This window comes from Candidatus Phycorickettsia trachydisci (genome assembly GCF_003015145.1).
Lineage (GTDB): Bacteria > Pseudomonadota > Alphaproteobacteria > Rickettsiales > Rickettsiaceae > Phycorickettsia > Phycorickettsia trachydisci.
This window is the reverse complement of record NZ_CP027845.1, coordinates 1,412,733-1,426,620: the sequence shown is the minus strand read 5'-3', so window position 1 is coordinate 1,426,620 and position 13,888 is coordinate 1,412,733. Positions and strand designations below refer to the sequence as shown.

At 33.5% G+C, this 13,888-nt stretch carries 13 protein-coding genes and 1 other RNA gene; 8 read left to right on the top strand and 6 right to left on the bottom strand.

The window, feature by feature from the left end; genetic code table 11:
- The first annotated feature begins 286 nt into the window (after window positions 1–286).
- Window positions 287–613: a PD-(D/E)XK nuclease family transposase gene (locus phytr_RS06195; RefSeq protein ID WP_106874993.1), complete on the top strand. Its 327-nt coding sequence runs from the start codon at window positions 287–289 to the stop codon at window positions 611–613.
- Window positions 597–3,329 carry a hypothetical protein gene (locus tag phytr_RS06190; protein WP_106874992.1) on the top strand — a complete coding sequence of 911 codons (2,733 nt, stop codon included), beginning with the start codon at window positions 597–599 and terminating at the stop codon, window positions 3,327–3,329. Before phytr_RS06195 ends, phytr_RS06190 begins: the two co-directional genes overlap by 17 nt.
- Before the next feature lie 78 nt (window positions 3,330–3,407).
- Here phytr_RS06190 and phytr_RS06185 read toward each other — a convergent pair whose 3' ends face one another.
- Window positions 3,408–3,815: a type II toxin-antitoxin system VapC family toxin gene (locus phytr_RS06185; RefSeq protein ID WP_234352492.1), complete on the bottom strand. Its 408-nt coding sequence runs from the start codon at window positions 3,813–3,815 to the stop codon at window positions 3,408–3,410.
- Between the two features lie 62 nt (window positions 3,816–3,877).
- On the bottom strand, window positions 3,878–4,063 hold the full coding sequence (locus tag phytr_RS06180) for a type II toxin-antitoxin system Phd/YefM family antitoxin (protein ID WP_234352491.1): 186 nt from the start codon (window positions 4,061–4,063) through the stop codon (window positions 3,878–3,880).
- Window positions 4,064–4,644: 581 nt separating this feature from the next.
- On the opposite strand from phytr_RS06180, the gene rnpB reads away from it, so the two are divergent.
- The 5 genes from rnpB to phytr_RS06150 all read left to right on the top strand — a co-directional run bounded on the left by rnpB (window position 4,645) and on the right by phytr_RS06150 (window position 9,317).
- Window positions 4,645–5,172: RNase P RNA component class A (rnpB, locus tag phytr_RS06170), an RNA gene on the top strand.
- Between the two features lie 10 nt (window positions 5,173–5,182).
- Complete coding sequence (locus phytr_RS06165) at window positions 5,183–6,820, top strand: aminopeptidase family protein P (protein WP_106874990.1); 1,638 nt, start codon at window positions 5,183–5,185, stop codon at window positions 6,818–6,820.
- On the top strand, window positions 6,817–7,533 hold the full coding sequence (locus phytr_RS06160; RefSeq protein ID WP_106874989.1) for a uracil-DNA glycosylase: 717 nt from the start codon (window positions 6,817–6,819) through the stop codon (window positions 7,531–7,533). The genes phytr_RS06165 and phytr_RS06160 overlap by 4 nt, the downstream gene beginning before the upstream one ends.
- Before the next feature lie 53 nt (window positions 7,534–7,586).
- Window positions 7,587–8,873: a citrate synthase gene (locus phytr_RS06155; protein ID WP_106874988.1), complete on the top strand. Its 1,287-nt coding sequence runs from the start codon at window positions 7,587–7,589 to the stop codon at window positions 8,871–8,873.
- A 6-nt stretch (window positions 8,874–8,879) separates the two neighbouring features.
- The gene (locus phytr_RS06150; protein ID WP_106874987.1) at window positions 8,880–9,317 is read left to right on the top strand and encodes an OsmC family protein; all 438 of its coding nucleotides are present in this window, start codon (window positions 8,880–8,882) and stop codon (window positions 9,315–9,317) included.
- A 3-nt stretch (window positions 9,318–9,320) separates the two neighbouring features.
- Here phytr_RS06150 and phytr_RS06145 read toward each other — a convergent pair whose 3' ends face one another.
- The 4 genes from phytr_RS06145 to xseB all read right to left on the bottom strand — a co-directional run bounded on the left by phytr_RS06145 (window position 9,321) and on the right by xseB (window position 13,505).
- Window positions 9,321–10,640, bottom strand: a complete 1,320-nt coding sequence (locus phytr_RS06145; RefSeq protein WP_106874986.1) for an ankyrin repeat domain-containing protein — start codon at window positions 10,638–10,640, stop codon at window positions 9,321–9,323.
- Between the two features lie 242 nt (window positions 10,641–10,882).
- Window positions 10,883–11,245 (bottom strand): hypothetical protein, encoded by a 363-nt coding sequence (locus phytr_RS06140; RefSeq protein WP_106874985.1) that lies wholly within the window; start codon window positions 11,243–11,245, stop codon window positions 10,883–10,885.
- 80 nt (window positions 11,246–11,325) lie between these two features.
- The gene (locus phytr_RS06135; RefSeq protein WP_106874984.1) at window positions 11,326–13,122 is read right to left on the bottom strand and encodes an ankyrin repeat domain-containing protein; all 1,797 of its coding nucleotides are present in this window, start codon (window positions 13,120–13,122) and stop codon (window positions 11,326–11,328) included.
- A gap of 119 nt (window positions 13,123–13,241) precedes the next feature.
- Window positions 13,242–13,505, bottom strand: a complete 264-nt coding sequence (gene xseB, locus phytr_RS06130) for an exodeoxyribonuclease VII small subunit (RefSeq protein ID WP_106874983.1) — start codon at window positions 13,503–13,505, stop codon at window positions 13,242–13,244.
- Between the two features lie 44 nt (window positions 13,506–13,549).
- Here xseB and phytr_RS06125 point away from each other — a divergent pair, with 44 nt between their 5' ends.
- Complete coding sequence (locus tag phytr_RS06125; protein WP_106874982.1) at window positions 13,550–13,837, top strand: NADH dehydrogenase ubiquinone Fe-S protein 4; 288 nt, start codon at window positions 13,550–13,552, stop codon at window positions 13,835–13,837.
- The last annotated feature ends 51 nt before the right edge of the window (window positions 13,838–13,888 follow it).

Here is a 13,888-nt window from a genome sequence, read left to right as displayed (position 1 = left end):
TACCTCACCAGCTTAAGCTGATTTTCTTCACGTACTCACGACCGTTACTCTTAATAACAGACGCCTGAGGCGGTTTGAAGACAATTTCTGGTGACCGACTTAGGCAGACCTACTGCCATCTCTCCCATAACTTCGCTACGGCACACGACCATATTAACTACTCCTATCTTTTAATTTTGCTCTATTGATTTGATTTTATAATATAATAAAAATTTTTCGTTTTTTGCAAATATAAAACAACTGTAGTACAATAAATATTGAAAATAAAGAATATTTTTGATTAAAAATGAAAAGAGACCAAGATCAAATCAGTAATAGCAATATAATAAGTCCTTCATCACGACAACCTAGTAAAGATATTCATGAACCTATTGAGCAAAAAATCGCTGCCAACAAACCACCTCAAAAGGTAAAGAAACAAGACTATGAACCAGATGTGCCAGAAATATTTGGCGATCCTACCTATGATGTGACTTTTAAAATGCTGTTTGGTACTGAACACAACAAAGATATATCGGTCAGTTTGCTTAATAGTTTATTAGGTTTTACGGGGGGTAAAGAAATAGGAGAGGTACAAATAAATACTAATAAATTTTATGGGCAAAAAGCATAAAAAACCTACAAAACATAGCAAACAAAGCATTACTGCACAAGACTCAAAAACTCTTGAACCTTTAGTAAATGAGATACAGCAAGATGATCTATACTTTATACAACTAGATCCTTCAACGCACGATATAGAAGGGGTATTAGGTGAAGCACTCTTAAATCTTATATCATTTGGTTTAGAAGATCCAAAATTTCTAGAAACAGCAGGTTACATAATCGATTTCTTAAAACCTGACATGTCATCCGCTCGGATGAGGGAAATAATCGAGATGAGCGTAAATTGTATTGCCACCCTGCTAAATCAGAAAAAAGGGTTACAATTTAAGCTAGTATTTAAGTTTTTTATAGAAAAACTCAACATTGATATTTCAAATGATGTATTAAAGCAAATCAAACCAGACAAAGGTGTAAAAAAGCTTATAGAAAAAATTGTAGAAAAAAAAGAAATTTATTTTGCTATGCCCGATGAATACCAGCAAAAAGCAACCGAAATAATTCTCTCTTATTCCCTCCCCATTACTCAAATCATGGATAAAATTTTAAGAGGTGAGGTAGTTGAATACAAAGGTCAGGGCAATGATCTTTCCAGCCTTTTGAACGAAATAGAACGTTTACCTGAGCAACTAATAATTAGCACTAAAAAAGTTGCCTTAAATTCCTTAGCTATGTTTTATACTAGTGTAGCTAACCAAGATGATTTCCTGAAGCTGCAGGATGTTCTGAAAGATAGAGATATTGATCTTACTACAGACCTTGAAATGAATGTCAGGATTCTTGCAATTCTACGCGACCAAAATAAATTTGGAGAATGCCGGAATCTTGCAGATCACATGAAAGCCCAAATAGACAAAATTAAATCTAAAAAAAATGAAGATGGTACAGAAAGTGTAGATAATACAGATCGTGAAGTTATAACTCACGCTTTAAATGGAATTGGATATTATTATATTACAACGGTACAATTCCAAGAAGCCCTTGAAAGCATGTTAGAAGCTAGCCTCACGAACCCTAAAGATACATTTAGATGCTGCGATACCATAGTGGGTATTATTGATTATCTTCCATTTGAACACAAAGAAGTGTGGCTAGAAAAATTTGTAACCAACTGGCCTCTAGGAACTCTAGGTCATAGTTTACTTAAATGGTTTAAACAAGGTTATGAATTAAGAAAATCTCATAGTGATGTATTAACAAAATATATTTCTAACACAAACGCTCTGTTACAAAAACCCTTGATAAAAAAAGAAAAACAGTTACTCAAGGCAATGAATACTTTGTTTAAAATAAACAAAATTTACTTCCATGCCAATAATCACAATGAAGTTGAAACGTTTGAGTTGCTAAGGGATTTAGAAAGTGATCCACATATCTTGCACTCTTTTAAAATGTTAGCGAGATTAAATTCTTTAAATCTTTTACCTATAAGCGACTTAGTAATCCAAGAGATAAATAAATTAGAAGTAGATTATGGGCGCCTAGATCAATGTATGCATATGGTACAAATTGGCCTTAATGCTTCTTGTAGCCCACAAGATAAACAGTATAAATGCTTTGAAAAGGCTATTAGATATTTAAGAGTGTTAAATAAAACTTTTATTGAAAATGTCGAGTTGCCAAAGGATTACTATAGCAATTTAATTAGCATTAACCAAGCTACTGCTATAAGAGCAGCTTTTTTAGGCTATCCATCTGAAGAATATTTAGAGATTTTACAAGACAAAAGGTTTGCCTTAAATAGTTATTTTATTGCAAGCTTAAGCGATATAGTCTCCTACATTAGATCAACCACAAAAACTTTAAAGCAAAATGATATAGACCAATTTACAGATAGCGCAGCACAAACATCTTCTCAAAAGCTTGAAACAAAAGATGCCTCTAAGGTTAGCCAGCTTAAACCCATAACTTCTAACCTCAAAACTATATCCCTTCTAGACGAGTCAACTAGAGAGCAAAAAGAAATCTCTCAAAATATTGAGCCAATCACAAAGTTAACTCCTGATGCCCAAACAAAAACCACAGAAAAGCCTCCAATAATAGATGATACAGAAACTTCTCTACCTAGCATAAGTAAGACTCTAAGCCATGAAGACTATGAGATGCTCGCTTTAATAGAACATAACTACCATCAAAGCCTCAAAGAATCTAAAAACAAACAAATCCTTGGAACAGAGGTACCTTCTTGGCATTATAAAGATGATCGTAATGAATTTAAAATACAAGCTACAGATCCAGATGTAGCAAACCTAAAACCTAATATCTTTATAAAAATTGATCAAGACACTTTAAATTTTTTAAAGAAAAGAGCAAAAGTTAAAGCGGAGAAATTTATCTGTGAATTTAACAAAAATAGAATTGGTAGACCCCAAGATCAAAGTAGTTTTCTTCCAATAAAACATGATACATGGAGTTTAAAACCTATGGGTTATAAGGATAGACTAGCATCGACCAAGAAATTCTTTAATTCCACAGGTGACCTATATATTTTGGATCTATTTTTATCTCATCAAGAATCAGAAACAGCTAAACGGGAAGGAGTAAGTGTTAAAAAAATACCCTGCCCCACGTTATTACTGACAAATACTTCCCATTCAACTCCTAGTTTTTTAGAGCTATTAGATCATTACAATTTGATCCCCCAGGATGATACTGACAATGCTGATTCTCCACCTAAATTCGACACAGTACAAGAATATATTAGTGGAGAAATATTAGAAGTATAAGAGAAACTTGTTATAGGCTCTCTATGTGTACAAGGCAGCTCGTCCCATGTTCCATAACACCACACATTATATTATCAATTAACCCTTCAAAAATCTGATATCCCCCTGTTCTGCCCAGGACAAAATTTTCTGATCACGCGTAATCAAGGTAGCCCCATAAACTTTTGTTGTTGCTATTATAATTCTATCTGCAGGATCTCCATAAAATTCATTTGTTAACAAAACACTTTCAGCTTCTATCTCTGACGATATATCTTTAACAACCAAACCGGGTACACTGGTTATAGCAGCCAAAAAGTCCTTCACAGGCTGATAAATATTTATACGTTTCTTAAATTTAAGCATTGCTATCTCCCATAGAGAAATAGAGCAAACAATTAACTTACCTTCTTTCTGCACAGAAGAAATCACCCCCCTCATCTCCTCCGACAATTCTTCAGGAGAGAGAAGTGCCCAAAGTAAAACATGCGTATCTAAAACTATCATATTATTACTCATTTTCAGCTGACCACTCTTCATCTATCGCTTTTATTAAATCAGATTTAATTTCAGCTTTGGTCTTTTAATGTACCAAATAAAGAATTGGTACCTTCTTCTAATGTTTTTAATGATATTACTTTGGCCACAGGTTTGTCTCTTTTAGTAATAATAATTTCCTTGTTATCCTTCTGTAATTGGTCAATTATTTCTAAACAATGTGCTTTAAAATGACTTATACCTATTGTAGTAGTCATATATACTATAAGTTAAATTATAATAATAGTACAACTTAACTATTTATATCAGTCCAATACTTAATGCATAGTAATTTATCTTTTTATCCGGTCATCACCATCAAAATTATTAGTCTCAAAAAACGTTAGTATTTTAAGGATCAAGAATTTTCTTTTAGGAGCAGCAAAGCAATAATTTGTGTTTTCAATGATAAGCTGTCTCTTGCTTCCCTCCTTAAACCAATGTACCCTAATATATACGATGAATATCGAGTTCTATGAGATATTAGACTCATGCAGTAAGTGCAGTTAATTTAACTATAAAATTGTATAAAATGCCTTTATTAAAGATCTTTATTTTTTGCTTTTGTCTTTGCGGATGCACATCAGAACCGGTTAATTTAAAAGATTATCGCCCCGAAAACTCTCAAAATAATGGAGTTACAGGTCCAACATTAACAGATAATGTTACAGGTTCAGTAAGGTTTGAAAAGGGAAAATATATTAGAAAAGGTCCAGCTCCCTATTATTTACAAAAAAGACAGCAACCTTACTAAATCTCTATCCTTGATTTAATTGTATTATACATCTATTATAATAAATAGGGTGAATGTGCAGTTGCAAGGCGCAATCGCGTTTTGAGGAAAGTCCGGACACCAAGGAAAAATAGTGCTGGTTAACGGCCAGCCAGGGCTTTAGCTCTGAGGGAAAGTGCAACAGAAAGTATACCGCCATAAAGTTTTTTTATTTTTTGGTAAGGGTGAAAAGGTGCGGTAAGAGCGCACCGGGAATCTGGCGACAGATTTTGCATTGCAAACCCCACTAGGTGCAAGACCAAATAGGCGCAGCTATTATAGTAATTTTCCTACTAATTACCTCTTGAAGACGTAAGGGCCGCGCGGGTAGGTCGCTTGAGATGAGTAGTGATACTTGTCCTAGATGAATAACTGCACCTATGCTGCTCACAAAAGGTTCTTTTTAATCTTTTTGTTGTTGCAGTCGTGCTCAAATCCTCAAATACTATTAAAGTATTCTTCGGTTTTCTGCGCGCCTGCGCCTAAAAAATTTCTAAAAATAACCATTTGTGAGTAGCATAGTTACAGAATCCGGCTTACGGTTCACCCTTGATAAATATTTTTTATGATCGACAGTTTTAGAAAATTTTGCCGTACTGGGAGCATTCAGGGTTATATACTTCATACTACCGACGGTTTTCAAAATTACAACTCTACCATTCAAAAGCTTACAAATTTTTCAGGTTCTAATGCCATTATTGTTCTATTAATGGATAAAGCATTATTTTTTACTGATGGTAGGTATTTGGAGCAAGCGGGAAAACAGCTAGATAAAAATCTTTTTACTATCTTTCCAATTTCAAGCTTAAAAGATTTTAATTGGAGTGACTTTGTAAAACCAGAAGATACACTGGGATATCATCCAATGCTTTTTACTAAAAAACAGCTGACAAATTTTGAAAAGCTAAATCTTTTAGCTGTTAAATATGACGCTCTCATTGAAATAAAAACTTCAGATGATAAAGAGGTGTTTGTTTATCCTGATAAATATGCTGGCAGTAGAGCAATTGATAAGTTAAAGAGACTAAAGAACAAAAATTACCTTATTACGGATACATCTAGCGTTTGCTACTTATTAAACTTGCGCAGTAAAGCCGATGATCAAAGAGGTATGTTTAATGCTTATCTGCTTTCATTAAAAAAGCAGCTGATACTTTTTACTGACGCTAACCTCTCATCTGATGTCTTAAAGTATTTGAATAGCTTAAAAGTTAAACACTTACCTGTGACGAAACTTTCGTCTTATTTAAATAAGCGCGAGAACATAGCTCTTGATCTAGATACTATTCCTCTTGAATTTCTAAACAGCTGCAAAGATTATGAACACGATATCTTTTACAAGTTAGATCAAGCTTGTAAAACCCAAGAAGAAATAGAAAATGCAAAAGACGTGCATATTAAAGATGCGGTTGCGATTTGTGAAGTTTTGGCCTGGATTAAAGCTGGTATAAGTGAGTATGACATATCATGCAAATTAATTGAGGAGCGTAAGAAGCAAGATGGCTACATAAAAGAAAGTTTTCACGCCATTTGTGGATTTAAAGAAAATAGATCAATCATCCATTATCGCCCTTTAGAAGATGAGTCTAAGAAAATTGAAAAACAAGGGATATTGCTTATAGATACAGGGGGGCATTATTATGGTGGCACGACTGATGTGACCAGAGTGATATACTTAGGAGAGCCAACTGCAAAAGAGAAGCTATACTACACGCTTGTGCTTAAAGGTCATATTAATCTTGCTAAAACCAAGTTCAAAAAAGGAGTAACTGGTGCAAACCTAGATTCCTTAGCACGCATTTATCTTTGGGAGCACTTTGCAGATTATCCTCACTCAACGGGGCATGGAGTTGGCAATTTTTTAAGCGTGCATGAAGGTCCTTGTGGTATTAGCGCCGTTAACAATGTGGTGTTAAAAGAAGGCATGATACTTTCAAATGAGCCTGGATTTTATAAAGAAGGTGAGTTTGGGATTAGGATAGAAAATTTGTTATATGTAAAACAATCTTCTAATCCAGATTTTTTAGAATTCGAGGATTTAACTATGCTGCCATTTTGTAGTAAGTTAATAGATAAAAGTATACTGACTAAAGAAGAGGTTAGTTGGATTAAGACTTATTACAATAAAATAGATAAGCGCATTAAGCCTCATCTGTCAATCAAGGCTCGTGAATTTTTACAAAAAGAGTTAGAATCGGTATGAACCAAGAAAATTTACTTAAATGGTACAATTTAATGGAAATAGATTTTTTAATTCCTGCTCAGGAAAAAGCTTCGAATAAGATAGAGTCCTTAACTGATAAAGTAGATTATGCAAGAAGTATTGCTGATACGGCTTCTAGCCTCATAGAGCTTAAGAATGCATTAGAAAATTTTGAGTTGTGTGAATTAAAATTTGGCGCAAAAAACTTAGTATTTGCTGACGGTCAGGCGAACGCAAGAATTATGCTAATCGGAGAGGCACCAGGTGCAACTGAGGATGAGCAGGGAATACCTTTTTGCGGTATGAGCGGAAAGTTACTAGATACCGCGCTAAGTAGCATAGGGCTATCTCGAAGCAAGAATTTTTATATTACAAACACTGTGTTCTGGCGGCCACCAAATAACCGTCAGCCTTTAGCAGAAGAGGTAGAAATCTGCAGACCATTTCTTGAAAAGCATATTGCGCTAATCAATCCTCAGATTATTGTTATGGTTGGAGGAGTTGCGCTAACTACTTTATTTGGTAAAAACGCTCAAACATCCAGCTTTAGGCGCAAGCTTCATATGTACTCAAATTCTTACATTCAAAACGTTCCAACAACCGCAATTTTTCACCCTGCATATCTCTTGCGTCAGCCTTTTAAAAAGAAGGACACGTGGTTTGATTTGCTACATCTTCAAAATATTTTACGCACAAAAAGCATTTTGAATTAAGTATTACAAAGCTTGCTGCTAAGATCATAAAAGCAACTTAAATTTATGCTTTTATGTCAAATCAGGAAAATGAATTCGCTGAATTAAAGATTGGTGATAAAACTTATCAATTACCCGTAAAAACGGCAACTATCGGTCACAAAGTAGTAGATGTTTCTAAACTTTATGCACTATCAGGTTATTGTACCTTTGATCCTGGCTTTATGTCGACTGCATCATGTACCTCTAAAATCAGCTATATTGACGGTGATAATGGAATTTTGCGTTATCGAGGATACGATATTAAAGATTTGGCTGAAAATATTGATTTTCTTGAGTGCAGCTACCTTTTACTTAATTCGGAGCTTCCTAACAAAGCACAGTATGAAGAATTTGCAAAAAAGATTGCTAGACATTCAATGGTGAATGAGCAATTAAGGCATATCTTTGGAGCATTCCGTCATTCTGGTCATCCAATGGCTATCTTAATTGGAGCAATAGGCTGCTTAGCCGCATTTTATCATGACGGATTAAATATCCGTGACAAAGATCAAAGGGAAATTGCTGCTATCAATATTATAGCAAAAATTCCAACAATTGCGGCTATGGCTTATAAATACTCAATTGGAGAACCATTTGTTTATCCTAAGACTAATTTAAGTTTTACGGCAAATTTCTTGAATATGATGTTTTCAGTGCCAAGTGAAGAGTACGTTCCAGATCCTGTTGTGGTCGATGCACTTGATAAAATCTTTATCTTGCATGCTGATCATGAACAAAACGTTTCAACTTCCACGGTGCGTATCGTAGGCTCAAGCGGCGCAGACCCATTTGCATGTATCAGTGCTGGTATAGCTTCTTTATGGGGCCCTTCTCATGGAGGTGCTAATGAGGCTGTAATTAACATGTTGCGCGAAATAAAATCTCCTGAGAATATACCGCACTACATCAATAGAGCAAAGGATAAAAATGATACTTTCAGGTTAATGGGTTTTGGTCATAGGGTTTATAAGAACTACGATCCACGTGCTGCTGTGTTGAAGGTAACATGTAAAAATGTTTTAGAAAGACTTAATCAGAAAGATAATCCATTATTGCTAATTGCAACTGAGTTAGAACGCATAGCTTTGCAGGATGAGTATTTCATTACAAGAAAGCTTTATCCAAACGTAGATTTTTACTCAGGTATCATATATCAGGCTATAGGAATTCCAAGCCAAATGTTTACTGTACTATTTGCTATGGCAAGGGCTGTAGGATGGATTTCTCAATGGAAAGAAATGCTTGAAGATGAGGAGCAAAAACTATATCGACCAAGGCAGTTATACAAAGGCTATGCAATGCGTCCTTTTAAGAGGTAGAAGTTGATGATACAGCAGTCTGATTTAAAAAAGAAAGAGATCCTTATCACTTCGGTTAACGACGTAGGGCCCTTTGCATTTTCTGTAAAAACTGCTAATCATTCCATTATGGCTGATGAACCTAAAGATATTGGTGGTAGTGATAGTGGTATGAATCCCTTTGATTTACTTGCTGCTAGTTTGGGGACATGTACGGCGATGACATTGCAATTTTATGCAAAGCGTAAAAATTTGGAACTTGGGCAATTTCAAGTCAAAATATCTATTATTCATACACCTATACAAGGAACCAATGAAAATAGCCATATATTTACATGCGATATTATTTTTGAGGAAGCCAAAACACCTGAGTTAATTCAAAAATTTAAGGAAATAGCTGAAAAATGCCCTGTTCATAAAGCAATCTCTCATAACAAAATTAGTATCTTAACGAATGTAATCTAAATTCTACGATATTGTACACATTTCCGCAAATTCTGCACTCAGGCCAGTTATCTTTTGCTTTGGAATTTCTAACTCTTTTGGTGGAAGCCAAGGATCTTCTAAACCTTTTTTAGAGAGCATAATTGCGTCCCATTGTTCTTCGAGTGGCAAAAATGATATTATATTTGCTTTTAAGTCCCCTTTTATATTTGGCTCTAGTGAGTCTGTTTTATCATCTTTGTTTAAAAATGGTAGATAATCTATTACATACGTCCATATCTTTTCTAGTAATCCAAGAACCTTATTTGGAAAGCTTTGAGTATATTTTTCGCTGTATATTCTAATTATTGAAGCTAAAGTATCATGATTATTCTGAAAAATTTCTTTTGGCAGGGCATCTAAATTATTTGGATAATACTTTTTTATCATATCCAAGGGCTTGTCAAACTTATAAGGTATCTTTATATAATTTTTGAAAATTTTTTGTCCTATATCTTCAATTTTATAAATTTCTTCACGAAATTTACCAACATGTTCTTGAGTTTTTTGTTTCAAATCATCGATCCACCAATCATCTCTTTGATATTGTTGAGTTAGGGTCTTGTTAATTTCATTTTCGGATACTGATAGATAGAGAGTTAAGATTATAATGTTATGTAAAGATGTTAGTGAATTTTTCTTAGACCATATAGAATACATAGCATCAATTAATTCGGGTTTTTTACTCATTAAAGCTAAATGAAATGTGTTATCAAACATATCAAACGGAACATCTGGTATGAAACGTGCGCGAATACCTGGGTCAGCTCCTGCTTCAAGTAGTCTATAAACTACTGGTATGAATTTTTCTTGTACTCGAGGGTTGATGTCTTGTGCTGCGAGTTTCATAGCATTGTATAAGGGTGTATGATGGGCAAATGCAAGAAGAGATCCATCGTTAGAATTAAACCTATACTCCTTCCATTCTAAATTGACATCAACTCCAGCCTCAATTAAAGCAAATACAGCATAATTATTTTGGTTACGAAGCGCCATATTGATTATAGCTTGGCTTAATGGAGGAGTGTTTGTAGAAATTTTTTGTTCTAAATGAGGTAATTCACTTGTCTCGGTAATACTTATATCGGGCTTGGCATGATAAAAGAGGAGAGTTTTTAAAATTTCTATTTGAGATAAGGCTTCATGTATTAAGGTAGATGGCCTTTGAGTAGTAACATCAACTATCACATCATTAATTATGCATTCACCTTCTAATGGTTTAGTATTGTGGAGTAATTCTCTAACAGTTTCTAAGTTGCCTGCCCTTATAGCTTCTAATAAAGCTTTTTGTTCTTCTCTTGTCATAAAATGCCATATTTAATTACCTTAATTTAAATTATATCTAAAATTATAAGAATAACAATAATAAGATATAAATATAAATTATTTAAATATGTAACATTAGTTCATATTTATGTCTTACACTACTCCCATATAATCCAATTGTTATCTGAGATGCTTAGTATCTCTTGATTGCACTCTGAATCAACATTCTTCTCTAGAGTCCAAGGAGCTTCTAAACCTTCTATGCAAAGCATGCCTGCGTCCTATTGTTCGTTGAATAGCAAAAATGATATTATACTTGCTTTTATTTCTCCTTTTATACTTGGTTCAGGTTGATCAGTTTTAACACTCTTATCTGAAAAACCTTCAGTATATTTTTTACTATATATTCTTATTATTGAAGACAAAGCGTTATGCAAAAGCTCTTGTGGTAAAAAATTTGATATCTCTGGAAATTGCTCTTTTATAAAATTTAAAGACTTGCTTAGCTTATAAGGTATACTTATAAAATTTTTAAAAATTTCTTGTTTCTTGCCTTCAACTTTATGTATTTCTTGTTTGAATCTTATCTGACTATCTTTGCAGTAGTGCCCAAAATATATACTATAAACATTTAAGGTATACAAAACTTTATTTACCTTGTGTCAAAAGCCAATAACTAGATTATTCCATTGGAATCAATTAGTTTATCGAAGTTGCTTTCTGCTTAGAACCCCAATAGCTGAGTTTCGGGTTGATTAAGGTAGTCTAGTAAATCAGTTATATCTTTAAATAGCTGTTTTTGATCATGATCATCTTTTAAAAACGTCTTATAATTCCGAGGCAAATCTGAATATTTAACAAGACCAACACATGGAACATTCTCAAAACATATACCATCATCATGATCTTGGGCCAATAGTTCCTTACACACTTCCACTAAATAAGGCAAAATCTTCGAATACTTTGCAAGATCTATAATAATAGAGCTTTTACTTGCAAAATCTTTGTGTATATTACTCAAAAATTCAGTAATTGTTTTATGTAGCTCTACTAATAGAAATTTAATTGCAGAAGACGCATTAGTAAATGATAGTTGCTTTTCTAAATCATTCAAAAGAGGAATACCTCCAATGATTTTATATATATCGGAAGAAGAGTTATAAATATACTGAATGTCATTTACTAAAACAGATATATTTTGATAAACTCCGCCCGCTAAATCCAACTTCAAACCCAAACTGTAAAATAGTAAGATTGTGCCGTAAGATTTATTTTCAAAAGCAAGACCTAAATAATCTTGCTTTTTAAGATCTAGGTCATAATTCAAGAATAACTCTAATATTTCTAAGCGACTATTTATTATAGATAATTCTAGAGCTGTATAACCATCATCACAAGTAAGTGCGATATTAATACAGGGATGTTTTAAGAATAATTCTACTATTTCAAGATACCCATTGACTACACTAAGATGCAAGGCCGTATCTCCACCTATAGTTTGTTTATTAATATCAATCTCTTTATCCTCAAGGATTTTTTTCACTTCATCAATTTGACCCCAAAAAGCTGCGATATGTAGGGGCGTTATTTCTAATAGATTCTGCTCTTCTAATGATTCTTGGATTCTGAAAATATTTACGTTTTCAAATACCAACACCTCTTCATCTAGATTGATTTCATCGATATCCAAAAATTTATATAATTCCTTATCAGATTTTTGGATAACTTTTTCTCTGTCAATTGACATAATTTCTGCTATTTTGATCTCTTGGTCAATGGAAAAAGCTTTTATAACTCCTGTATAACACTCCAGAAAAAATTTTCGATCCACATAATCCGGACTGCAGATGGTACTAGCTAACGCTATCCAACACAAACCCGTAGTTGGAACCTTATTGATTATCTCAAGACCTCGGCAACATACGATATTAGCCTTGTAGTTTGAATCATTCGTAATTTGGTAAACAGCTATATACTTTTGAATAGCTATATCAAACCTTCCGCCTGCAATTGCAAGTCGTCCTAAACTCTCAAAAAAATCTATTATTCCAAACCTTTCGTCACCATTAAATTTTAATTTTACAGATGCACCAATTGAAATCGCAGCCCGTTCAAAATCATTTTGTTTTGCAAATTCTATGCCTTGAATTCGCAAAGACTTGCTGAGTTCATATCGTATCTTATCCTTAAAAAATTCATCTTTAACTAATTTAAGAGCAACAAAGTTTTTAGCAATAGACTCATCAGACTTTCCACCTTCTTGCAAAATCATTGCATGAGTATGCAAAAACAAAGCTTTATAATGGTCATCTTGAGTAGTTAGGTATATTTTTTTAAATTCTTTGCTAGCTTCTTTATATTTTTTCTGCTTGCACAGATCTATTGCCGCCTTCTGGCAAATATAAGGCAAATTTTTTATTAACTTTTCTTCTCCAGATATTATTTCTTGAGCAAAGTTTTGGGGACTTATACCTTTATTATCACCATCATTTGTTGGATTAAGCAATAATTCTGGAAACATATTGTAAGGTAATTATTGATAGAAAACATTTTGCTTCAAAAAATCCTTCTTCTCATTAACGTTATAGTTGAGATTATATATTTTTGTATGCATTATTTTGAGCTATCAATATTCTCTATCTATAAGTTCGTCACTTCCTGAGTGGAAGTATTTCCCTCATAGTCCTGCACCATTTTTCTGATATCAAGCTTTGCACTGTTTAGCTTTGTTTGACAATGTTTAGCCAAAGCAAAGGCTCTTTCTAAAGATTTTACTACCGAATCCAAGTTTTGACTTCCCGAATTGATGTTTTTAACAATATTTTCTAATTCAATAAATGCTGCTTCATAAGTCATACTTTCGATTTCTTTCACTAAATCTGTCTCTTTTTGTTTAGGAGTCATATTATTCTGCTATAATTTAATTAATCTTTATTCCAGATTTTATTATGAAAGCTGTCATTTTACAACCTTCTAAATGTGTCACTCAGTCAGGTAGAGCATTTAAGAAATATCTACTAGTTGCAGTAGAGTCAAAAGAACAAAGATATCAGGAAATTCATCATCAATGGACAGGATGCAGCGACCCGGTTGCTCAAATTAAAATGCAATTTGATACATTAGATGATGCAATCAATTTTGCAAAACAAAATAATATAGAATACGAGTATATTAAGGCCACTCTACCTAAACCTCGTAAAAAAAGCTATGCGAGTAACTTCATAGTTAGCACCTAGTACTTTATTAAGAATCTCAAATTTAAATAAGCTAACCAATAGACTGTGTTT

Coding starts and splice junctions, on each gene's coding strand:
- phytr_RS06185 (WP_234352492.1), bottom strand. CDS start 3,815: ATGATAGTTTTAGATACGCATGTTTTACTTTGGGCACTTCTCTCTCCT.
- phytr_RS06165 (WP_106874990.1), top strand. CDS start 5,183: ATGATCGACAGTTTTAGAAAATTTTGCCGTACTGGGAGCATTCAGGGT.
- phytr_RS06155 (WP_106874988.1), top strand. CDS start 7,587: ATGTCAAATCAGGAAAATGAATTCGCTGAATTAAAGATTGGTGATAAA.
- xseB (WP_106874983.1), bottom strand. CDS start 13,505: ATGACTCCTAAACAAAAAGAGACAGATTTAGTGAAAGAAATCGAAAGT.
- phytr_RS06125 (WP_106874982.1), top strand. CDS start 13,550: ATGAAAGCTGTCATTTTACAACCTTCTAAATGTGTCACTCAGTCAGGT.
- phytr_RS06145 (WP_106874986.1), bottom strand. CDS start 10,640: ATGACAAGAGAAGAACAAAAAGCTTTATTAGAAGCTATAAGGGCAGGC.
- phytr_RS06195 (WP_106874993.1), top strand. CDS start 287: ATGAAAAGAGACCAAGATCAAATCAGTAATAGCAATATAATAAGTCCT.
- phytr_RS06180 (WP_234352491.1), bottom strand. CDS start 4,063: ATGACTACTACAATAGGTATAAGTCATTTTAAAGCACATTGTTTAGAA.
- phytr_RS06135 (WP_106874984.1), bottom strand. CDS start 13,122: ATGTTTCCAGAATTATTGCTTAATCCAACAAATGATGGTGATAATAAA.
- phytr_RS06160 (WP_106874989.1), top strand. CDS start 6,817: ATGAACCAAGAAAATTTACTTAAATGGTACAATTTAATGGAAATAGAT.
- phytr_RS06150 (WP_106874987.1), top strand. CDS start 8,880: ATGATACAGCAGTCTGATTTAAAAAAGAAAGAGATCCTTATCACTTCG.
- phytr_RS06190 (WP_106874992.1), top strand. CDS start 597: ATGGGCAAAAAGCATAAAAAACCTACAAAACATAGCAAACAAAGCATT.